The 22,078-nt window shown below is 68.9% G+C and carries 21 protein-coding genes and 1 tRNA gene; 21 read left to right on the forward strand and 1 reads right to left on the reverse strand.

The window, feature by feature from the left end:
- Nucleotides 1-178 precede the first annotated feature (178 nt).
- The 20 genes from KV097_RS01695 (at nt 179) to KV097_RS01790 (ending at nt 17,514) form a co-directional block, all read left to right on the forward strand.
- Nucleotides 179-251: transfer RNA gene (locus KV097_RS01695), tRNA-Trp, on the forward strand.
- A 68-nt stretch (nt 252-319) separates the two neighbouring features.
- Complete coding sequence (gene secE / locus KV097_RS01700; protein WP_220342094.1) at nt 320-547, forward strand: preprotein translocase subunit SecE; 228 nt, start codon at nt 320-322, stop codon at nt 545-547.
- 400 nt (nt 548-947) lie between these two features.
- A complete protein-coding gene (gene nusG / locus KV097_RS19610) occupies nt 948-1,742 on the forward strand; it encodes a transcription termination/antitermination protein NusG (protein ID WP_374106975.1) in 795 nt (264 codons plus the stop codon).
- An 89-nt stretch (nt 1,743-1,831) separates the two neighbouring features.
- Nucleotides 1,832-2,260 carry a 50S ribosomal protein L11 gene (gene rplK / locus KV097_RS01710; RefSeq protein ID WP_220342093.1) on the forward strand — a complete coding sequence of 143 codons (429 nt, stop codon included), beginning with the start codon at nt 1,832-1,834 and terminating at the stop codon, nt 2,258-2,260.
- 79 nt (nt 2,261-2,339) lie between these two features.
- On the forward strand, nt 2,340-3,053 hold the full coding sequence (gene rplA / locus KV097_RS01715; protein WP_220342092.1) for a 50S ribosomal protein L1: 714 nt from the start codon (nt 2,340-2,342) through the stop codon (nt 3,051-3,053).
- Between the two features lie 135 nt (nt 3,054-3,188).
- On the forward strand, nt 3,189-3,995 hold the full coding sequence (locus KV097_RS01720) for a DUF6612 family protein (RefSeq protein WP_220342091.1): 807 nt from the start codon (nt 3,189-3,191) through the stop codon (nt 3,993-3,995).
- Between the two features lie 272 nt (nt 3,996-4,267).
- Nucleotides 4,268-4,852 carry a 50S ribosomal protein L10 gene (gene rplJ / locus KV097_RS01725; RefSeq protein ID WP_220342090.1) on the forward strand — a complete coding sequence of 195 codons (585 nt, stop codon included), beginning with the start codon at nt 4,268-4,270 and terminating at the stop codon, nt 4,850-4,852.
- A gap of 55 nt (nt 4,853-4,907) precedes the next feature.
- Nucleotides 4,908-5,297, forward strand: a complete 390-nt coding sequence (gene rplL / locus KV097_RS01730; RefSeq protein WP_220342089.1) for a 50S ribosomal protein L7/L12 — start codon at nt 4,908-4,910, stop codon at nt 5,295-5,297.
- 300 nt (nt 5,298-5,597) lie between these two features.
- Entirely contained in the window at nt 5,598-6,626 is a 1,029-nt protein-coding gene (locus KV097_RS01735; RefSeq protein ID WP_220342088.1) for a DUF6801 domain-containing protein, read from the forward strand.
- 66 nt (nt 6,627-6,692) lie between these two features.
- Nucleotides 6,693-7,682 (forward strand): ABC transporter ATP-binding protein, encoded by a 990-nt coding sequence (locus KV097_RS01740; RefSeq protein WP_220342087.1) that lies wholly within the window; start codon nt 6,693-6,695, stop codon nt 7,680-7,682.
- Nucleotides 7,679-8,458: an ABC transporter permease gene (locus tag KV097_RS01745; RefSeq protein ID WP_301021467.1), complete on the forward strand. Its 780-nt coding sequence runs from the start codon at nt 7,679-7,681 to the stop codon at nt 8,456-8,458. Before KV097_RS01740 ends, KV097_RS01745 begins: the two co-directional genes overlap by 4 nt.
- 1 nt (nt 8,459) lies before the next feature.
- The gene (locus KV097_RS01750; protein ID WP_220342086.1) at nt 8,460-9,287 is read left to right on the forward strand and encodes an ABC transporter permease; all 828 of its coding nucleotides are present in this window, start codon (nt 8,460-8,462) and stop codon (nt 9,285-9,287) included.
- Nucleotides 9,287-10,603 carry an MCE family protein gene (locus KV097_RS01755; RefSeq protein ID WP_220342085.1) on the forward strand — a complete coding sequence of 439 codons (1,317 nt, stop codon included), beginning with the start codon at nt 9,287-9,289 and terminating at the stop codon, nt 10,601-10,603. The genes KV097_RS01750 and KV097_RS01755 overlap by 1 nt, the downstream gene beginning before the upstream one ends.
- The gene (locus tag KV097_RS01760) at nt 10,600-11,712 is read left to right on the forward strand and encodes an MCE family protein (RefSeq protein ID WP_220345331.1); all 1,113 of its coding nucleotides are present in this window, start codon (nt 10,600-10,602) and stop codon (nt 11,710-11,712) included. Before KV097_RS01755 ends, KV097_RS01760 begins: the two co-directional genes overlap by 4 nt.
- Nucleotides 11,700-12,683 (forward strand): MCE family protein, encoded by a 984-nt coding sequence (locus KV097_RS01765; RefSeq protein WP_220342083.1) that lies wholly within the window; start codon nt 11,700-11,702, stop codon nt 12,681-12,683. The genes KV097_RS01760 and KV097_RS01765 overlap by 13 nt, the downstream gene beginning before the upstream one ends.
- Nucleotides 12,680-13,918 (forward strand): MCE family protein, encoded by a 1,239-nt coding sequence (locus tag KV097_RS01770; protein WP_220345330.1) that lies wholly within the window; start codon nt 12,680-12,682, stop codon nt 13,916-13,918. Before KV097_RS01765 ends, KV097_RS01770 begins: the two co-directional genes overlap by 4 nt.
- Nucleotides 13,918-15,024 carry an MCE family protein gene (locus KV097_RS01775; protein WP_220364935.1) on the forward strand — a complete coding sequence of 369 codons (1,107 nt, stop codon included), beginning with the start codon at nt 13,918-13,920 and terminating at the stop codon, nt 15,022-15,024. The genes KV097_RS01770 and KV097_RS01775 overlap by 1 nt, the downstream gene beginning before the upstream one ends.
- A complete protein-coding gene (locus KV097_RS01780) occupies nt 15,021-16,289 on the forward strand; it encodes an MCE family protein (protein WP_220364936.1) in 1,269 nt (422 codons plus the stop codon). The genes KV097_RS01775 and KV097_RS01780 overlap by 4 nt, the downstream gene beginning before the upstream one ends.
- Nucleotides 16,256-16,840: a hypothetical protein gene (locus KV097_RS01785; protein ID WP_220342079.1), complete on the forward strand. Its 585-nt coding sequence runs from the start codon at nt 16,256-16,258 to the stop codon at nt 16,838-16,840. Before KV097_RS01780 ends, KV097_RS01785 begins: the two co-directional genes overlap by 34 nt.
- Nucleotides 16,837-17,514 carry a hypothetical protein gene (locus KV097_RS01790; RefSeq protein WP_220345328.1) on the forward strand — a complete coding sequence of 226 codons (678 nt, stop codon included), beginning with the start codon at nt 16,837-16,839 and terminating at the stop codon, nt 17,512-17,514. The genes KV097_RS01785 and KV097_RS01790 overlap by 4 nt, the downstream gene beginning before the upstream one ends.
- 47 nt (nt 17,515-17,561) lie before the next feature.
- Here KV097_RS01790 and KV097_RS01795 read toward each other — a convergent pair whose 3' ends face one another.
- Nucleotides 17,562-18,275 carry a class E sortase gene (locus KV097_RS01795; protein ID WP_308289305.1) on the reverse strand — a complete coding sequence of 238 codons (714 nt, stop codon included), beginning with the start codon at nt 18,273-18,275 and terminating at the stop codon, nt 17,562-17,564.
- A 332-nt stretch (nt 18,276-18,607) separates the two neighbouring features.
- On the opposite strand from KV097_RS01795, the gene rpoB reads away from it, so the two are divergent.
- Nucleotides 18,608-22,078: a DNA-directed RNA polymerase subunit beta gene (rpoB, locus tag KV097_RS01800; protein ID WP_255559059.1), complete on the forward strand. Its 3,471-nt coding sequence runs from the start codon at nt 18,608-18,610 to the stop codon at nt 22,076-22,078.

Here is a 22,078-nt window from a genome sequence, read left to right on the forward strand (position 1 = left end):
GGTCAGTCCAGCCCGTCTGGTGTCCGGTCGGCGAGGGCCATGCGGTCATCGTGCCAGCCGGTTCGACTCGACGCCGGGCGACCCCGTACACTTGACGACCGGTGGATGTTTCCACTGTGTTGTCATGCCCTCCGGTCGCTGCAGGAGTGCAAGGCTGCGCGGTGGGAGCGATCATCGAAGGGCAGTAGCTCAACTGGCAGAGCATCGGTCTCCAAAACCGAAGGTTGGGGGTTCAAGTCCCTCCTGCCCTGCAACAATCGCCCGGTCCGTCCCGACGGCGGACCGATGACGGGCACCACGATCGAAGGGAAACGGTCACATGAGTGAGACGTCGAGTGCGTCGTCCGAGAGCACCCGCTCCGGCCGCACGTCTCCGGTGACCTTCTACCGACAGGTCGTCGCGGAGCTCCGCAAGGTCGTCTGGCCGACCCGTTCTCAGGTCGCCAACTACTTTGTCGTCGTGCTCTTCTTCGTGCTCGTCATGATGGCCATCGTGGCGGGCCTGGACTACGGCTTCGGCAAGCTGATGTTCTGGGTCTTCGTCTGACCTACGGGTCGATGTGGCCCCTGGGCCGTGAATCCGTGGGCCGAGAAGATACGAGGAAAGAGGCGCTGTGACCCAGCCTTACGACGAGAACGAGGGCGACGAGCTCCGCGACCTCATCGGCGAGGACGCACGCTCGCCGCTCAGCTTCGACGAGAACGACCTCGAGGATCAGGAGATCCAGGAGGGTATGGACGCGGCCGTCGACGCGCTCGAGGCCGACATCCCTCAGACCTTCGAGCCCTTCGCCGTCCGCTCGGAGGACGAGGGCGAGCCCGAGATTCCGGGCCCGGCCGAGGCTGCTGAGGCCGAGTTCGAGGGCGAGGCGTCGATCGATCCCGAGGTCGAGGACCAGATCGCCGAGACGTCGACCGACGGCGCCTACCTCGCCCAGGGTGAGGACGTGACCGAGGGCCTGGCCGCCGACGCCGCGATCGAGCGGGGCGCCACCGTCGATCCGGAGGCAGAGGCGCTGATCGCCGACGCCACGCTCGACGAGGAGGCGGCTGCCGCGGCGGCCGCGGACGCCGCCGACATCGAGGCGGAGACCGACGGCGAGCCCGAGCTCGAGGCCGTCGCGTCAGACCCCCTCGCGGAGTTCCGCGAGAAGCTCCACAGCCAGTTCGGCGACTGGTACGTCGTTCACACCTACTCCGGCATGGAGAACAGGGTGAAGTCGAACCTCGAGAACCGCACGACCTCCATGCACATGGAGGACTACATCTTCGAGATCGTCGTGCCGACCGAAGAGGTCGCCGAGATCAAGAACGGCCAGCGCAAGCTGGTCAAGCGCACCGTCCTCCCCGGCTACGTCCTGGTCCGCATGGACCTCACCGACGAGTCCTGGTCGACGGTCCGCAACACGCCGTCCGTCACCGGCTTCGTGGGCAACGCCCACCAGCCTGTGCCGCTGACCCTCGCCGAGGTGGAGAGCATGCTCGCTCCCGCCATCGAGGCGCAGGCCGCGGTCGAGCAGCCGGCAGCGGCCTCGTCGTCGGCGCAGGCGCAGGCGCCGAAGGTCGAGTTCACCGACTTCGCGGTCGGCGACTCGGTCATGGTCGTGGACGGTCCGTTCGCGACCCTGCACGCCACGATCACGGAGATGAACGTCGACGCCCAGCGAGTTCGGGCGCTCGTCGAGATCTTCGGTCGGGAGACCCCGGTCGAGCTCAGCTTCGCCCAGATCGAACGGGTCTGAGCGCCCGGTACGCTCGAACGGGTGCTCCCGAGCACCACCAGTGGGAGGGCCGAGGCAGGCCCACCGTTACCACGAGAAGGAAAAGAGATATGCCTCCGAAGAAGAAGATCGCTGCCCTCGTCAAGGTGCAGCTCCAGGCCGGCGCCGCCACGCCGGCCCCGCCGGTCGGTACCGCGCTCGGTCCGCACGGCGTCAACATCATGGAGTTCTGCAAGGCGTACAACGCCGCGACGGAGTCCATGCGCGGCAACATCGTCCCGGTCGAGATCACGATCTACGAGGACCGGTCGTTCACCTTCGTCACCAAGACGCCGCCGGCTGCGGAGATGATCAAGAAGGCCGCGGGCCTGCAGAAGGGCTCGTCCGTCCCGCACACGGACAAGGTCGGCTCGATCTCCAAGGACCAGGTCCGCGAGATCGCCCAGACCAAGCTGCCCGACCTCAACGCGAACGACATCGACGCCGCGATGGAGATCATCGCCGGCACCGCTCGCTCCATGGGCGTCACCGTCGACTGACTCGTCGTCCCGACCGACCGAACTGTGGCAGGGCCAGCTGGGCCCGACGACCACGACTGGTAGAGAGAGAAGAACCAGAATGTCTCAGCACAGCAAGGCGTACGAGAACGCCGCCAAGAAGATCGACAAGGACGCGCTGTACGCCCCGCTCGAGGCGATGGAGCTCGTGAAGCAGTCAGGGTCGAAGAACTTCGACTCGACCGTCGACGTGTCCATGCGCCTCGGCGTCGATCCCCGCAAGGCCGACCAGATGGTCCGCGGCACGGTCAACCTGCCCAACGGCACCGGCAAGACCGCTCGCGTCCTCGTGTTCGCGACCGGCGCCAACGCCGACGCGGCTCGCGAGGCGGGTGCCGACTACGTGGGCTCCGACGACCTCGTCGAGAAGATCCAGGGCGGCTGGCTCGACTTCGACGCCGTCGTCGCGACGCCGGACATGATGGGCAAGGTCGGTCGCCTGGGTCGTGTGCTCGGCCCCCGCAACCTGATGCCCAACCCCAAGACCGGCACCGTGACGCCCAACGTCGCCAAGGCCGTCTCGGACATCAAGGGCGGCAAGATCGAGTTCCGCATCGACCGCCACTCCAACCTCCACTTCGTGATCGGCAAGGCCTCGTTCAGCACCACCGCGCTGGCCGAGAACTACGCCGCCGCGCTCGACGAGGTCCTGCGGCTCAAGCCGGCCAGCTCGAAGGGGCGCTACCTCAAGAAGGTCACCGTCTCGACGACGATGGGCCCGGGCGTCCCGATCGACCCGAACCGCACCCGCAACATCGTCTCCGACGAGGAGTGACGGCCTCCTAGGCCGTACGCACGACGCCGCAGGCGCCGCTTCCCTGAGGGAGGCGGCGTCTGCTGCATTCCCCGTCCTCCCAGGGCCGGTGGAGAGGAAAGACGGGATGATCGTCCCGCGGGGTACCGTGGACGCATGCGCACGCGAACCCTGACGACCGCACTCGCGGCCCTCGCTCTCGCCCTGACCGCCGGCTGCGGAAGCAGCGCCGACGTGGCCGCCGACGGTGGCGGCGGCTCCGGTGCCGCTGAGTCGTCGACGGGTGGCGGCGCGGGAGACGGCGCCACCGTCCTCACGACGAGCAACTTCGCCGAAGAGATCACCGGTGCCCAGCTGAAGGCCCAGACGACGCGGCTGACGATGACGATGAGCAGGGGCCGTCAGACGATGAAGGCCGAGGCGGACGTCAAGACGGCGAGCGACCCCCGCAAGAGCGCGATGGACATGTCGATGGACATGTCGGGGGAGTCGATGAAGATCATCATGGTCGACGGCACCCTCTACACCAAGGCCGAGGGGATGGCCGACGGCAAGTGGATGAAGATCGGCATCGACGACGTCTCCGGCGCCGTCGGCGGGTCCTTCGACCAGATGCGCGAGTCGATGGACCCGACGGCGAGCCTCCAGAAGCTCAAGGGCGCCATGAAGGATCTCAAGGACACCGGCGAGACCGAGATGATCGACGGCGTCGAGACCAAGCGCTACGACGCGGTGCTCGACACCTCCAAGATCACCGAGCTCCAGGGTTCGGCGGCCGCCAGGCTGCCCGACGAGATCACCTACCAGTACTGGGTCGGCCCGGACGACCTCCCGCGCAAGGTCGTCTTCGACGTCGCTCAGATCAAGAGCGAGATCACCTTCAGCGACTGGGGCAAGAAGGTCGAGGTCACCGCACCGCCGGCCGACCAGGTCACAGACGCGTCGTCGATGCTCGGCGGCTGACCCGGCGATTTGGTGCTGCGCGGTTCGGTCACGTAGTCTGGACGTTGCCGAAGACCGCCGGTCGTCCGCGACTCGCCCGCAAGGGAGTGTCACGGATCGAAGGTCCCGCTCACGCGGGCGGCCCGCGCAGGTTTCACCGAGTGAGACGCACTACCGTGCGCCACGCCCCGTGCCCTGCGCCGGGGCGTTCGTCGTTTCCGGGCTCGCTGCGCCGGTGGCCTTCGTACGAACCAGGTACCTGCCGCACGGCGGGTACGACACGAAGGAGAACCATGGCGCGACCGGACAAGGCCGCAGCGGTTGCCGAGCTGGCGGACGAGTTCCGCAGCTCCAACGGCGCTGTGCTGACCGAGTACCGCGGTCTCACCGTGAAGCAGCTGCAGGACCTGCGGCGCTCGCTCGGTGAGAACGTCAACTACGCCGTGTCCAAGAACACGCTGACCAAGATCGCGGCCCGCGACGCCGGTGTCGACGGTGTCGACCACCTGCTCAACGGCCCGACCGCCATCGCCTTCATCAAGGGTGATCCGGTCGAGGTCGCCAAGGGTCTGCGTGACTTCGCCAAGGCGAACGACAAGCTCGTCATCAAGGGCGGCTTCCTCGAGGGGAAGGCGCTCGACTCTGCCGAGATCACGAAGCTTGCCGATCTCGAGTCGCGCGAGGTTCTCCTCGGTCGACTCGCGGGCGGCATGAAGGCGAACCTCTCGAAGGCCGCCGCACTGTTCCAGGCACCGCTCGCCCAGGCGGCGCGTGCTGTGGGAGCCCTGCAGACCAAGGTCGAGCAGGAGACTCCCGCACCCTCGGCTCCGGCCGAGACCGAAGAAGCCCCGGCCGCGGCCGAGGGCTCCGAGGGCTAGGGCCCGATCACGTATCCGACCCCCCTCGGGGTCCCCAACAGGAAGGACGCCAACCATGGCGAAGCTCAGCACCGAGGACCTGCTCGACGCCTTCAAGGAGATGACCCTTCTTGAGCTCAGCGAGTTCGTGAAGCAGTTCGAGGACACCTTCGACGTCACCGCTGCCGCTCCGGTCGCGGTCGCCGCGGCTCCTGCCGCCGGCGGCGCCGGCGAGGCTGCCGCTGTCGAGGAGAAGGACGAGTTCGACGTCGTCCTCGAGTCGGCCGGCGACAAGAAGATCCAGGTCATCAAGGAGGTCCGCGCGCTCACGAGCCTCGGTCTCAAGGAGGCCAAGGACCTCGTCGAGGGTGCGCCGAAGGCGATCCTCGAGGGTGTCAACAAGGAGGCCGCCGACAAGGCCAAGGAGTCCCTCGAGGGCGCCGGCGCCACTGTCACGCTGAAGTGACCTCAGCTCTCTGAGGCTGCGCTCAGCGCACGGAGGCACGTCCTCCAGGCTCGTCGAACGGGCGTCCACCCCCTGTGGGGTGGGCGCCCGTTCGCGCGTCCTGGGGCAGGTGCGACATCCCGGGCTCGGCAGGGAGTAACGTCGGTCCCATGACGTGACCTGGGTCACGACCTGGAGGGTCTCAGTTCGGGTTCTGTGGGTTGTGTCACAATGCAACTTCTGGTTACAGTCACGGTTATTACCCGGGAGTAGCACCGCTGCTCCCGGAGACCACACGGTCGCTTCTGGGAGGAGATCCGGATGCGCGTCAGCGCCGCCGCACGTCGAGGGACCGCGCTCATGGCCGCCGCAGCGCTGGTGGGAGGGGCGATGCTCGCCCTGGCCCCCGTCGCGGCCGCCCAGCCGGCCTCGGTCAACCAGGTCGCCTACACCTGCGAGTCCGACAACGAGATCATCAACACCTCTCTCGGCGGCCCGCAGCGGTTCCTGGTGAATGCGCGCACCACGCTCCCGGACGCGGTCCAGTCGGGCGACACGATCCCCGCCACGGCCGCTGAGCTCGACCTCATCCTTCCTCCCGCGCTGGTGACCCGTATCCGCGAGAAGATGGAGGTGACCACGGTCGGCGGTGCGGCGACGTCCACAGTCCTGCTCCAGGGTGTCGCCGCCGGCGGCAAGCTCGTCGACACGCTGGAGCCCCAGGTTCGCGGCCTCAGCTCGCCGATGGTTCCCGTGCCGGCGTCGGGCCAGCTGCTGATCCCGGCCAAGGGCACCGTCGACCAGATCACCGTCCCTGACTTCCCGGAGGGCTCGAACGGTCTGATCTACGTCCAGATGCCCAAGGTCTTCACGCTCAATGCCAAGCTCAACCCGCCCGTCATCGGCGCGATCAGCGAGACCGAGCTGACGTGCACCCGCAACGAGGACACCGCGGCTGCCCGAGTGATCGGCACCATCCCCGTCGGCGAGGGCTGCGAGCAGACCGACTGCCCGCTGCCGAGAACCGGTGGGACGCCCGGTGGCGGCGGCAACGGTGGCGGCGACGACGGTGGCGCGGGCGGCGGTGGCGCGGGCGGCGGTGGTGGCGCCGGCCAGGACCCGCCGGTGATCAACCCGCCCGCGAACGCCCCCGGCAACGACTCCGGCGGATCTGGTGGCTCCGGCGGATCCGGGAGCGGCGACGGCGATCCCGGCGTCGCCCCGTACACGACCACGGCGCTCCCCGCGACGGGTTCGCCGGTCGGCGTCGGCCTGATCGCCCTCCTCGGCATCGCCGCGGCAGGTCGCCTCGCCCTCGCCGTCCGCACTCGTCGTCGCGCCAAGGCCTGACGTCCCCCTGCTGATCCTTTGTGGCCCCTCGCCGGTCGAGGAGCCCGTCCCCCCGAAGGAGCTCCGATGGGAGTCGAGGTACGCGTCGAAGGCCTGACGAAGTCCTTCGGCAAGCAGACGATCTGGCGTGATGTCTCGCTGACCCTGCCCGCTGGGCAGATCAGCGTCATGCTCGGACCGTCAGGCACCGGCAAGTCCGTCTTCTTGAAGGCCCTCATCGGCCTCCTCAAGCCCGACGAGGGCCACATCTTCATCGAGGGCACCGACATCGCGACGTGCACCGAGCGGGACCTCTACGACATCCGCAAGCTGTTCGGCGTCCTCTTCCAGGACGGCGCGATGTTCGGGTCCATGACGTTGTTCGACAACGTCGCCTTCCCGCTGCGCGAGCACACGCGCAAGTCGGAGAGCGAGATCCGGGAGATCGTCATGGAGAAGATGACGATGGTGGGCCTGGTCGGTGCCGAGGACAAGCTCCCCGGCGAGATCTCGGGCGGCATGCGCAAGCGCGCCGGACTCGCCCGTGCCCTCGTGCTCGAGCCGGAGATCGTGCTCTTCGACGAGCCCGACTCCGGTCTCGACCCGGTCCGTACGGCCTTCATCAACCAGCTGATCGTCGATCTCAACGCCCAGATCGAGGCGACGTTCCTGATCGTCACCCACGACATCAACACGGCGCGCACCGTGCCGGACAACATCGGCTTGCTGTTCCACCGGCACTTGGCGATGTTCGGGCCGCGCGAGATGCTGCTCTCCAGCGAGGAGCCGGCGGTGCGTCAGTTCCTCAACGCCCAGACCATCGGCCCCATCGGCATGAGCGAGGAGAAGGACGCCGACGAGCTGGCGCTGGAGGACCACAGCACCCTTCCGCCGCTGCCCCCGATCCCGCTCCAGATGCTGCCGTCCGACGGCCGGCCGCGGCCGACCCAGGCGCCGCCGGGCGCGTGGTGCGCCACCCACGGCGTCACGCCGCCGCCGGGCTCCTTCCTCGACGACGCGACGTCCCTCGGAGCGGTCGGCGTGCAGCAGCCGGTCCGGTCCGGCGGTGCGGTGTGAGTGCCGCAACCGTCATCACGGCGCCGCTGGCGACTGCAGGCAAGCTCTTCGCGTTCGGGGCGGACGTCGTGGTCAGCGTCTTCCGCCGGCCGTTCCAGGTGCGCGAGTTCATCCAGCAGGCGTGGTTCATCGCCTCGGTGACGATCATCCCGACGGCGCTGGTCGCCATCCCGTTCGGTGCGGTGATCGCGCTCCAGGCCGGCAGCCTCATCCAGCAGTTCGGCGCCCAGTCGTTCACCGGCTCCGCCGCCGTCCTCGCCGTGGTCCGGGAGGCGGGACCCATCGCGACCGCGCTGCTGGTCGCAGGTGCCGGCGGCTCCGCGATCGCTGCGGACCTCGGCGCGCGCAAGATCCGCGAAGAGCTCGACGCGATGATGGTGCTCGGCATCGACCCGATCCAGCGGCTCGTCGTGCCGCGCGTCCTCGCGTGCATGCTGATCGCCGTCTTCCTCAACGGCCTGGTCAGCGTGGTCGGCGTGGTCGGCGGCTACGTCTTCAACGTCGTCCTCCAGGGCGGCACGCCCGGTGCCTACCTCGCGTCCTTCACGGCGCTCGCCCAGACCGCCGACCTGTGGCAGGGCTTGGCGAAGGCGCTCGTGTTCGGCTTCATCGCGGCGATCGTCGCCGCCTACAAGGGCATGAACGCCGACGGAGGCCCCCAAGGCGTCGGGCAGGCCGTGATGGAGTCCGTCGTCGTGACCTTCCTGCTCCTCTTCATGGCGAACTTCGTGATGAGCGCGCTCTACTTCCAGCTCGTCCCGGCCAAGGCGTTGTGACATGGCCGACGTGAGAGCGATCTACCAGCGACCCCTCGGAGGGCTGGACGCGCTCGGGCGGCACCTCGCCTTCTATCTGCGGGTGATCGCCTGGGTCCCGCGGACGGTCGTGCACTATCCGCGGGAGATCCTCCGCATCCTCTCGGAGGTCACGTTCGGCCGCGGGGCGCTCGCCGTCATCGGCGGCACCGTGGGTGTCATCAGCGCGATGTCGTTCTTCACCGGCACGGAGGTCGGCCTCCAGGGGTTCACCGCCCTCGACCAGCTCGGCACCAGCGCGTTCTCCGGCTTCTTCTCCGCCTACTTCAACACCCGCGAGATCGCTCCGCTGGTCGCGGGCATCGCGCTCGCGGCCACCGTCGGCTGCGGGTTCACCGCCCAGCTCGGCGCGATGCGCATCTCCGAGGAGGTCGACGCCCTCGAGGTGATGGCCGTGCCGTCCCTGCCGTACCTCGTGACGACGCGGGTGATCGCCGGTCTGGTCGCGATCGTCCCGCTCTACGTCGTCGGCCTGCTGGCGTCGTACTTCGCGACCCGGCTGACCGTGACGGTGATCTACGGCCAGAGCACGGGGACGTACGACCACTACTTCACGCTCTTCCTCCCTCCGGAGGACGTGCTGTGGTCGTTCGTGAAGGTGATCGTGTTCGCCGTCGTCGTCATCCTGATCCACTGCTACTACGGCTACTACGCGTCGGGCGGCCCCGTCGGCGTCGGCGTCGCCGTGGGCCGGGCGGTGCGCACGTCCATCGTCATGATCAACGTCGTGGACCTGATGATGTCGATGGCCATCTGGGGGACGACGACGACCGTGAGGCTGGCCGGCTGATGGCGCGCACCCCTGCTCTCGACCGTCCGGGCGCCCTCCGCGCGCTGGGTGTCGTCATGCTCGCGCTGCTGATCCTTGCGGTTTACGCGACGTACGCGGTGTTCACCAAGCAGTTCTCCGGCGACGTCCCGGTGACCATCCGCAGCGAGAGCGTCGGCCTGCAGCTCAACCGCAACGCCGACGTCAAGCTCCGCGGAGTCATCGTGGGCCGGGTCTCCGACATCACCTCCGACACCGGACGCGCCACGATCCACCTGATGATCGACCCCGACTACCAGCCCCTCATCCCCTCCGACGTAGAGGCGCTCATCGTGCCGAAGACGCTGTTCGGCGAGAAGTTCGTCGACCTGCAACCGGTGGCGGCCTCGGCCGGTACCCCGATCGAGTCCGGCGACGTCATCGCGCAGGCCGACCTGCCGGCCGAGGTCGAGACTCTCCTGGTGGACCTGGACCCGATCCTCACCGCGCTCAACCCGGCCGACCTCTCCTACACGCTCAACGCGGTGGCCGAGGCGTTGGACGGCCAGGGGGAGGCGATCGGCGCATCCCTCGAGACCCTCGAGGCCTACCTCCAGAAGATCACCCCGCTCGCCCCGCGGATCGTCGAGGACATCACGCTCCTCGGCGAGACGGCGCAGACCTACGCCGACGTGATGCCCGAGGTCGGGCAGACGCTGCGCAACGCGGTCGTCACCGGCAACACGCTGACCGGCCGCAAGGCGCAGCTGCAGGCGCTCTTCGTCGAGACGGCAGCGTTCGCGACCACCGCCGACGCCTTCCTCGACCGGACCGGCGACGACCTCATCACGCTCGCGCGTCAGTCCCGTCCGACGCTCGAGCTGCTGGCCGACTATGCCCCGACCATCGGCTGCGTGCTGAAGGGGGTCGACCGGCTCAAGCCGCGCATCGACTCGGCGTTCCGAGACAACCGGGCCCACGTCACGGTCGAGTTCGCGGCGCGCTCGCCGCGGGCGTACGACCGCCGTGACGCCGCCGACCTCCCGCCGGTCAGCGGGGGCGGGAGTGCGCTCGACCCGACGTGCTCGACCCTGCCCTCGACCCCGTACGACGGCTCCCGGCCCGCTCCGGGCATGAGCAACGCCCTGCTCCGCCAGCTGGGCATCGACGGCCCGCTCGGCAAGGCCGCCCCGCTGGTGGCACCCGCCAGGGTGAGCCCCGCCGGCTCGCAGGCCGAGGAGGAGCAGATCGATGCCGTGCTCGCGCCGGCGCTGGGTGTGGCGGCCGAGGACGTGCCCGACGTCGCGCAGGCGCTGGTCGGACCGGTGCTGCGTGGGGCGGAGGTGACGTTCGGATGAGTCGCCGCCGACGCCGCCGTACGCTCGACCCCCGGCTCGACCGCAAGACCAGCGGAGCGCTCGTCCGCCTGCTGCTGTTCCTCGTGGTCACCGGGACGCTCACCGGGATCCTCGCCGTCGTGATCGGCAACGTCTCGTTCCTCGACACCAAGGAGTACAAGGCGGTCTTCGCCGACGTCACGAGCCTCGTCGAGGGCGACGACGTCCGGATCGCCGGGGTGCGCGTGGGCAACGTCGTCGGTGTGCGGGTCGACTCCGACGCGACTGCCGAGGTCACCTTCAGCGTCGACTCCGACGTGACCCTGACAGAGAGCACCCTGGCGACGCTGCGCTACCGCAACATGATCGGCCAGCGCTACCTCTCGCTCACCGAGGGCGCCGAGGGGACGAGCCGGCGCCTCGAGCCGGGTGACACGATCCCGATGTCGAGGACGCAGCCCGCGCTCGACCTCACCGTCCTCTTCGCCGGCTTCAAGCCGCTCTTCCAGGCGCTGTCGCCCGACGACACGAACCAGCTGGCGTACGAGCTCATCCAGGTCTTCCAGGGCGAGAGCGGCACCGTCGAGTCGCTGCTCGGTCACACCGCGTCGCTGACCCAGACCCTCGCCGACCGTGACGACCTGATCGGGTCGGTGATCACCAACCTGACGACGGTGCTCAAGTCGTTCAACGCCCGCGACGCCGAGCTGTCCAGCACGATCTCGACCCTGCAGCAGCTCATCACCGGGCTGAAGGACGACCGGGGGGTCCTCACCGGCTCGCTCGACGACATCGCGTCGCTGACCAACGAGACGGCCGGGCTCCTCACCGCGGTGAGGCCCGACCTCACCGCCGACATCTCGCACCTGCGGGACCTCACCGCACAGATCGGCACCAAGCGTGCACGCCAGGCCCTCGACAGCACCCTCCAGATCCTTCCGATCAAGATCGACCGGATCGGCAGGACCGGCCAGTACGGCTCGTTCTTCAACTTCTACGTCTGCGACGTCGGCATCGACGGCAAGCTGCCGTCGTTGAGCGGGGTGCCGGGGTGGGAGAACGCCCGCCCGTTCAAGACCACCAGGCGCGTGACCGTGACGGGACCAGGGGTGAGCCGATGCGTGCGATGAAGCCGTTCCGCGAGCGCAACGCCGCCGTCGTCGGTGCGGTGAGCGTGCTCGTGATCGCCCTGTTCCTGGTGGTGGCCAGCCAGGCGAGCAAGCTGCCGCTGGTCGGCAGCGGGCCGACGTACGCCGCCGAGTTCACCGAGGTCGGCGGCCTGAAGAAGGGTGACGACGTCCGGATGGCTGGTGTGCTGGTCGGGGAGGTCGACGACCTCGAGCTGGAGGGCGACAAGGTGCGCGTGTCGTTCCGGATCAAGGACGAGCGCGACCGCCTCGGGAAGGCGACAGGCGCATCGGTCCGGATCAAGACGCTGCTCGGGACGATGTACGTCAGCCTCGAGCCCGCAGGGGGCGGCACCCTCGAGCCGGGGAGCGTCATCCCCGCCTCGCGGACGACCCCTCCGTACGACATCGTCCAGGCGTTCTCCGACCTCAGCGAGACGACCCAGCAGATCGACACCGACCAGCTGGCGTACGCGATGCGCACCCTCGGAGAGGTCACGTCGAAGACGCCGGAGGAGTTCCAGAAGGCGGTCCGGGGTGTCACCGCGCTGTCGGAGAACCTCGCCGCTCGGGACGCCGAGATCAAGACGTTGCTCAAGAACATCGACGGCATCTCCGGTGTGCTCGCCGACCGCAACTCCGAGGTCGTGTCGCTGTTCGAGGACGGGGGAGTGCTGTTCGAGGCGCTCACCCAGCGCCGGCAGGCCATCCACGACGTCCTGGTCGGCGTCACCCGCATGTCCGACGAGATCCAGAAGCTCGTCGCGGACACGAAGGCCGACCTCAAGCCGGCGCTCGACCGTCTCGCCGGCGTGGTGAAGGTCCTGAAGGCCAACGAGAAGAACATCGAGTCGGCCCTCGAGCAGCTGCCGGCGTTCTACTCCATGGTGGCGAGCAACGGAGGCAACGGACCGTGGCTCGACGGGTTCCTCTACAACCTGCTGAGCATCCTCGGACTGGAGGACGGACTGTGAGCGCCGACGTCACGCGCGCCCCCCGGGTCTCCCGTCGCGTCGTCGAGGGCGTCGCGGCGGTGCTCGTCCTCGCACTCGTCGCGGCCCTGGTCGTGATCCTGCTGCCACGGTCGGAGAAGCAGACGGCGACCGTCGACTTCGACCGGACCGTCTCCCTCTACGAGGGGTCGACCGTGCGCATCCTCGGGGTCGACGTCGGGACGGTCGAGTCCATCACGCCGCGCGGGTCGACCGTCCGGGTCAAGATCTCGTGGGACGCCGACTACGCGGTGCCCGCCGACGTCACCGCGGTGATCGTGTCGCCCTCGGTGGTCGGGGACCGCTTCGTCCAGCTCACGCCGGCGTACGCCGGCGGCCCCAAGCTCGCCGACGGCGCTCACCTCGACCAGGAGCGCTCGGCCACTCCGACCGAGCTCGACGAGAGCTACGAGGCGCTCGACCGGGTGGCGAAGGCGCTCGGTCCGCAGGGAGCGAACGCCGACGGAGCCCTGAGCACGCTCCTGGAGACGTCGGCTGACAACCTCGACGGCCGGGGCGAGGAGATCCGCCGCAGCATCGCCGCACTCGCCAAGGTGACGACGACGGCCGACGGGTCCAAGGACGAGCTCTTCTCGTCGATGGAGAAGATCGAGCGCTTCGTCTCGGCGCTCGAGCAGAACGACGCCTCGGTGCGGTCGTTCAACTCGAGTCTCGCCGACGTGTCGACGGTGCTGGCGGGGGAGCGCGACGACCTCCAGGCGGCCCTGCGAGAGCTGGCGGCGGCCCTTGGCACGGTCCAGTCGTACGTGGCCGAGAACCGTGCGAGCCTCCGCAAGAACGTCGACGGGCTCGCCGACGTCACCGAGTCGCTCGCCGACCAGCGCAAGAACCTTGCCGCACTCCTGGACCGCGGGCCCAAGGCGCTGTCCAACCTGGCGACGGCCTACAACCCGACCACGGGCACCCTCGACACCCGCGCCACCATCCTGCGCAAGGACGACGGCAGGTACCGCACGCTCACCGAAGCGGTGTACGTCGGGGCTTACTGCGGTCTGGCCTCCAACCAGAACCCGAAGTACAGGACGACGTGCTACGCCCTCTCTGATCAGCTGGTGTGGTGGCTCGCCGACCAGGCGAGGCGTACGAGCTCCGACGGAGCCGCGTCCCCGGCCGCCGAGCCGCCGGCACCCGGCGACGCCGGTGGGGCGGACGCCTCGGACGACGCCGGTCTCGTGGCTCTGATGGGGGTGGCGTGATGCGTGAGACGTTCGGACGCGCGAGGGCGGCGGTGGTGCTCGCGGCTGCTCTGGTGCTGACGGCAGGATGCGGACGCGGCAGCGTCGGAGACCTTCCCCTCCCCGGTGGCGCCGACCTTGGTGACGACCCGTACACCGTCGTCGTGGAGTTCGAGGACGTCCTCGACCTCGTGCCGCAGAGCGCGGTGAAGGTCAACGACGTCTCCGTCGGCCGGGTGACCGACGTGGCGCTCGACGGGTGGCAGGCCGTCGTCACGATGAAGGTCAACGGCGACGTCGAGCTCCCCGACAATGCCCTCGCCGCGATCCGCCAGACCAGCATCCTGGGCGAGAAGTTCGTGTCGCTCGCCCCGCCTCCCTCGGGCGCGCAGGGCCGGTTGTCCGAGGGTGACCGCATCCCGCTGGCGCGCTCGGGCCACACCCCCGAGGTCGAGCAGGTCCTCGGCGCCCTCTCGCTCGTCCTCAACGGCGGGGCGGTGGACAAGATCCAGGTCATCGCCCGCGAGCTCAACGCGGCCACGACCGGGAGAGAGGCCAACATGCGCACGCTCCTGCGTCGCCTCGACGAGTTCGTCGGCACGGCCGAGGCCTCCAAGAAGGAGATCGTCGTCGCCATCGAGCAGATCGACGCGCTCGCGAAGGCGACCAGGACTCAGCAGTCCGCGATCGACGACGCCCTCGACGACCTGCCGGCAGCGCTCCAGACCGTGAACGCGCAGCGGGCCAACCTGGTGCGCATGCTGGGAGCGCTCAACACGCTGAGCGGCGTCGGCACCGAGGTCATCGTCAAGTCCAAGCAGTCCGTCGTCGCAGACCTGAAGGCGCTCAACCCGGTGCTGGACAACCTCGCCTCCGCAGGGGACGCGCTGATCAGCTCGCTCGAGGTGCTGCCGACGTTCCCGTTCCCCGACAGCCTGCTGGGAGACAACCCCGAGCAGGCGGCGGCGTACCAGATGGGCGACTACACCAACGTGTCCCTCGACTTCACCACCGACTTCACCAAGACCATCGGCCTCATGACCGAGGCCGAGCGGGCGTCGCTCAAGGCGGCCCTGCGCAGTGCCGACGTCGCAGGCGTGATGGCGCGGACGGTGGTGGCGCCGTGATCACCCGTCGCGTACGCGTGCAGCTCGTGCTCTTCCTCGTGATCACGCTCGTGGGCATCGCCTACGTCGGGGCGACCTATGCCCGGCTCGACCGGCTGATCGGCGGCAGCGGCTATTCCGTCACCGTCGAGATGGCCGAGTCGGGCGGCATCTTCACCGGTGCCGACGTGACGTACCGCGGCGTGAGCGTGGGCCGGGTCAAGGAGATGTGGCTGACCGCTGACGGTGTCGACGTGGAGGTGCGGATCGACGAGGACGCGCCTCGGATCCCCGCTGACACCGCGGTCGTCGTCGCCAACAAGTCCGCCGTCGGCGAGCAGTACCTCGACTTCCAGCCCGAGGGGGCCGCCGGGCCGTTCCTCGGCGAGGACGACGTGGTCGCCCGTGAGCGCACCCGCGTCCCGGTCGACACCCGCACCTTGATCACCGACGTGAGCGGGCTGCTGTCGTCCGTCGACGCCGACGACCTCAGCACCGTCATCACCGAGCTGGGGGCGGCCTTCGAGGGGTCGGGCAAGGACATCCGCACCACCATCGACGCGACGAGCTCGTTCATCACCAAGGCCGACCAGAAGTACGCGATGACCGCCGACCTGATCCGCGAGTCGACCACGGTGCTCCAGACCCAGGTCGACGGCCAGGACGACATCCGCGCGTTCGCCACGAACCTGCGCGACCTCTCGACCGCCATGCGGACCTCGGACCAGGACCTGCGCACCGTTCTCGACACGGGCGCCCCGACCGCGGCCACGCTCCGGACCGTCCTCAGCGAGAACGCCGACGACATCGCGTCACTGCTCAGTGACGCGATCCGGCTCAACACCGTGGTGCGCGGACGCCTCGACGGGATCCGTGGGGTCCTGGTCATCGCCCCGTACGGCGTCGAGAGCGCCTTCTCGATCATCGCCAAGGACTCGCGCACCGGCCAGTACGCCGCGCGCATGAGCCTCTCGCTGCAGCCGGAGAACGCCCCATGCGAGACCGGCTACCTGCCCCGGTCGCGCCAGCGGACGCCGTTCGACCGCACCCCGGTGGCGTGGCAGCGTGCGTTCGCGTGCGCCGAGCCGCAGCCGCGGTCCGCGGCCGCCGCCAAGGGGGGCACGAGCCCCGCGGGGGTGACACGTGACGAGAGCGAGGTTCTCGGTACGTACGATGTGGCGACGGGTCAGGTGGACGTCGGCGGCACGACGACGATCCCTGACGCCCCGGACCTCGGGAAGGAGTCCTGGAAGTGGATGCTGCTCGGACCGGCGGTCGCACGCTGACCCGCACCCGCCTGCTCGCTGTGGCGCTCGCGGCGGTGGTGGTCGCCGGGGTGGTGGTCGGCGTCGTCGCGCTCGTGCGGGGTCCGCAGATCCCGGCGTACGCCGACGCGGCCGCCCGCCAGGACGTCCGGGCGGCGACGGAGAAGTTCGCGACCAGCGTCAACTCCTACGACGTCAAGGACCTCGACCCGTACGTCGCTCGCGTGAAGCCGCTGCTGACCGACGATCTCGCCGTGCAGTTCGAGGCGTCGACCAAGGACCTGCTCGGACAGTTCGCCGACACGGGGATCGTGTCGAAGGGCAACGTCGAGCAGGTGGCGATCGAGAGCATCGACGACGACAGCGCCGAGGTGCTCGCCGCGATCACGGTGGAGACCGAGCCCAAGGACGTCCAGGTGGGTCAGCCTCGGCTCCGCTGGCGTGTCGCGCTGGTCCGTGAGGGAGACCGCTGGTTGGTCGACAGCTTCACCAACGTGACGGTGGAGACGGCCGCGACGCCGGCCCCGGGTGCCGCACCGACGCCGACGCCGACGCAGGGGAGCGGGTCATGAGCAACCGACGGCCTCGGATCGCGGGGGAGCGGCGACGTCCCGCCACGCCCGGTGACGAGCACGACGAGCCGGTGGAGGGCCCCGAGCCGTCCGTCGAGGAGGGTGGTAGCGACGCCGTCGAGGCGGCTCCCGAGGCCCGTCCACGCGCGCCGCGGACCCCACGGGCCCCGCTGTCACGACGTGCCCGGATCGTCCTCGCCACCCTGGCCGTGCTCGCCGTCGCGGCGGTGGCCTTCGCGGTCGTGGCGACGCTGGCGGTCCGCCAGACCGAGGGCGACGCCGAGGCACGGGTGGACGCCGCCGAGAAGGCCACCTCGGCGGCGTCGTCCGCGCTCGAGTCGACGCTCAGCTATCGGCACGCGACGGTGACCGAGGACCTCGAGGCCGCCACCGAGCGGATGACCTCGGACTTCGCCAAGGAGTACGAGCAGCTGGCACCGCAGGTCGCCTCGGCGGCCAAGCAGCGCAAGATCGACGTGACGGCGACGGTGCGTGCGATCGCCCCGCTCGAGTGCGGTCAGGAGTGCTCGGACTCGCGCGTCCGCGTGCTCGCGTTCGTCGACCAGTCCCGCACGCTCGACGGGAAGCCCGGATCGCCCGCCGCGCTGTCGGTCGTGGTGAGGATGCAGAAGGTCGACGGAGACTGGCTGGTCGCGGAGATGACGACGACGTAGGCCCTTGCCCAGGCGACCTCGGTGCGGTGACCTCGGTGCGTCGGGACTCAGACGTGGTGGGAGTCGACGAGTCGGCCGAAGGCGACCGACCGGTTGTCGGTGTGGAAGATCTCGGAGCACGTGGTCAGCGTGAGGATCGCTCGGGTCGGCTTCGCGCGGGACCGCTGGCTCTTGGTGCGCCGGGCCTTCTCGGGCACGGGCTGCACCACCCAGATGTCGCTGAAGTCCACGATCGTGTCGGTGCCGGACCCCTCCAGGACGTAGGTGTAGACGTGCGTCCGGGTCTCGACGACGACCTTGTCACCCGCCCGGAGGTCGGGGAAGTCCTTGAAGGGCTGCCCGTTCGTGATGCGGTGGCCGGCGACGGCGAAGTTGCCCAGCTGCCCGGGGCGCTGGGTGTCGGGGAAGTGACCGACCCCGGAGGTCAGGGCTGAGTCGTCGACGCCCTCGACCACGGGGACCTCGAAGTCGGAGCCGAACCGCGGGATCCGCATCACGGCCATCGCCTCGCCGATCCGGACGGTGTCCGTCGTGGCGTCGCCCTGGCGGTTGCCCGACCAGTCGTCGGCCAGTGCGACGGCCATCTCGCCCTGGCGCTGCTTGGCGACGATGTTGGTCCCGACGTACTTCCAGGCGAACCATCCGCCGCCCACCACGAGGACGAGTGTCAAGAAGCCCGCGAGCAGCCGGCCGGGCCGCAGGTGGGGGGTCGGCTTCAGCTCCGGGCGCTCGCGGCGCGGCGGTGCGAGGTCGGCGGGCACGGCGGGCTCCTCCTGGCGTCTCGGACCCGTGGTAACACAGATCACACCAAGGGTGACACACTGTTCGAGCAGTCGGTCGAGGACGCCGGGGGAGCAGTCCCGGAGCGCGACGCGTCCACACCGAAATGCTCGCGCTGCTTGACCTGAGCGCCGGATGCGTTCATCATCGACGGCAAAGGCTTGACACCCTGGGTTGAAATCTGCCCACTGTGGCGTCTAGACTGTTTCTTTGCGCCTCCTACCTCCTGCCCACAGCCCCTTGACGGGGGCCGTTCGGCATGGGTCCGGACGGTGCCGCAACCGGGAACTGCGAGCCTTTGGAAGGACCCCTCTTGGCTTCCTCGCGCACTGCCGCCACCTCCGCCAAAACCAACCCCCGTCGTGTCTCCTTCGCCAAGATCTCTGAGCCCCTCGAGGTGCCGGAGCTGCTGTCTCTCCAGACGTCCAGCTTCTCCTGGCTGATCGGGGACGAGGGCTGGAAGGCCTCGGTCGAGGAGCAGCTTGCCGCCGGTCGCAACGACGTCTCCCGGAAGTCCGGTCTGGAGGAGATCTTCGAGGAGATCTCTCCGATCGAAGACTTCTCCGAGACGATGTCGCTGTCGTTCCGCGACCACCGCTTCGAGCCGCCCAAGAACTCGGTGGAGGACTGCAAGGACCGCGACGTCACCTACGCCGCGCCTCTCTTCGTCACCGCCGAGTTCATGAACAACGAGACCGGCGAGATCAAGAGCCAGACCGTCTTCATGGGTGACTTCCCCCTGATGACGGACAAGGGCACCTTCATCATCAACGGCACCGAGCGGGTCGTCGTGTCCCAGCTCGTCCGCTCGCCGGGCGTCTACTTCGAGCGCACGCCCGACAAGACGTCCGACAAGGACATCTACACCGCCAAGGTGATCCCGTCGCGCGGCGCCTGGCTCGAGTTCGAGATCGACAAGCGCGACCAGGTCGGCGTCCGCCTCGACCGCAAGCGCAAGCAGAGCGTGACGGTCCTGCTCAAGGCCCTCGGCATGTCCGAGGCGGAGATCCTCGAGCAGTTCGGCCAGTACGACTCGATCCGCGCCACCCTGGAGAAGGACAACACGTCCGGCCAGAGCGACGCGCTGCTCGACATCTACCGCAAGCTGCGCCCGGGCGAGCCGCCGACGACCGAGGCCGCCCAGCAGCTGCTGGACAACTACTACTTCAACCCCAAGCGCTACGACCTCGCCAAGGTCGGTCGCTACAAGATCAACAAGAAGCTCGGCACCGACGAGGCCTTCGACCAGCAGACGCTGACCATCGAGGACATCGTCTCGGTGATCAAGTACATCGTCGCGCTGCACGCCGGCGAGACCGAGCTCGAGATGCCGGCCGGCCCGACGTTCGTCGAGGCCGACGACATCGACCACTTCGGCAACCGCCGCCTGCGCAGCGTCGGCGAGCTCATCCAGAACCAGCTCCGTACGGGTCTCGCCCGCATGGAGCGGGTCGTCCGCGAGCGGATGACGACTCAGGACGTCGAGGCCATCACGCCCCAGACCCTGATCAACATCCGCCCCGTCGTGGCGGCGCTGAAGGAGTTCTTCGGCACGTCGCAGCTGAGCCAGTTCATGGACCAGAACAACCCGCTCGCGGGCCTGACGCACAAGCGTCGTCTCTCGGCCCTCGGCCCGGGTGGTCTGTCTCGTGAGCGCGCCGGCTACGAGGTCCGTGACGTCCACCCGTCGCACTACGGCCGCATGTGCCCGATCGAGACCCCCGAGGGTCCCAACATCGGTCTGATCGGTTCGCTGGCGTCGTACGGTCGCATCAACTCGTTCGGGTTCGTCGAGACCCCGTACCGCAAGGTCGACGGCATCCGCGTCACCGAGGAGATCGAGTACCTCACCGCGAGCGACGAGGACCGCTACGTCATCGCCCAGGCCAACTCGCGCCTGAACGAGGACGGCACCTTCGCCGAGGATCGCGTGCTCGTCCGCCAGCGTGGTGGCGAGGCCGAGCTCGTCCCGGCCGACGAGGTCGACTACATGGACGTCTCGCCGCGCCAGATGGTGTCGGTCGCGACGGCGCTCATCCCGTTCCTCGAGCACGACGACGCCAACCGCGCGCTCATGGGCTCCAACATGCAGCGCCAGTCGGTCCCGCTGATCCGCAACGACGCGCCGCTCGTCGGCACCGGCATGGAGTTCCGTGCCGCCGTCGACGCCGGTGACGTGACGGTGGCCAAGGCCCCGGGCGTCGTGACCGAGGTCAGCGCGGACTTCGTCGAGGTCATGCAGGACGACGGCATCTACAAGACCTACCGGCTGTCGAAGTTCACCCGCTCCAACCAGGGCACCTGCATCAACCAGCGTCCGCTGGTCAAGGAGGGCGACCGCCTCGAGAAGGGCTCGCCGATCGCCGACGGTCCCTGCACCGACGAGGGCGAGATGGCGCTCGGCTCCAACCTCCTCGTGGCGTTCATGCCGTGGCAGGGCCACAACTACGAGGACGCGATCATCCTCTCGCAGCGTGTCGTCCAGGACGACGTGCTGACCTCGATCCACATCGAGGAGCACGAGGTCGACGCGCGTGACACCAAGCTGGGCCCGGAGGAGATCACCCGCGACATCCCGAACGTCAGCGACGAGATGCTCGCCGACCTCGACGAGCGCGGCATCATCCGGATCGGCGCGGAGGTCTCCAACGGCGACATCCTCGTCGGCAAGGTCACGCCCAAGGGCGAGACCGAGCTCACCCCGGAGGAGCGTCTGCTCCGTGCGATCTTCGGCGAGAAGGCGCGCGAGGTCCGCGACACCTCCCTCAAGGTGCCGCACGGCGAGTCCGGCACGGTCATCGGCGTCCGCGTCTTCGACCGTGAGGAGGGCGACGAGCTGCCCCCGGGCGTGAACCAGCTGGTCCGCGTCTACGTGGCGCAGAAGCGCAAGATCTCCGATGGTGACAAGCTCGCCGGCCGCCACGGCAACAAGGGCGTCATCTCCAAGATCCTCCCGGTCGAGGACATGCCGTTCTTGCCCGACGGCACCGCCGTCGACATCATCCTCAACCCGCTCGGCGTGCCAGGCCGGATGAACGTCGGTCAGGTTCTCGAGACCCACCTCGGGTGGGTCGCGAAGACCGGCTGGGACATCGGTGAGAGCAAGGGCGAGTGGGCCGAGCGCCTGCGCTCCATCGGCGCAGACCGTTCGCCGATGGACTCCAACGTCGCCACCCCGGTGTTCGACGGTGCGCGCGAGGACGAGATCCAGGGACTCCTGGCCTCGACCCTCCCGAACCGTGACGGCGAGCGGATGGTCGGCCGTGACGGCAAGGCGATGCTGTTCGACGGACGTACGGGTGAGCCGTTCCCGGCACCGATCTCGGTCGGCTACATGTACATCCTGAAGCTGCACCACCTCGTCGACGACAAGATCCACGCACGGTCGACGGGTCCGTACTCGATGATCACGCAGCAGCCGCTCGGCGGTAAGGCGCAGTTCGGTGGACAGCGGTTCGGCGAGATGGAGGTGTGGGCCCTCGAGGCGTACGGCGCGGCCTACGCCCTGCAGGAGCTCCTGACCATCAAGTCGGACGACATCCTCGGACGTGTGAAGGTCTACGAGGCGATCGTCAAGGGCGAGAACGTCCCCGAGCCAGGCATCCCGGAGTCGTTCAAGGTTCTCGTCAAGGAGATGCAGTCGTTGTGCCTGAACGTCGAGGTCCTCTCGTCCGACGGCACCGCGGTGGAGATGCGTGACGCTGAGGAGGACGTGTTCCGGGCTGCTGAAGAGCTCGGGATCGACCTCTCGCGCCGCGAGCCCGCCAGCGTCGAGGAGGTCTGA

The organism is Mumia sp. zg.B17 (assembly GCF_019550915.1).
In the GTDB taxonomy this organism is placed as follows: domain Bacteria; phylum Actinomycetota; class Actinomycetes; order Propionibacteriales; family Nocardioidaceae; genus Mumia.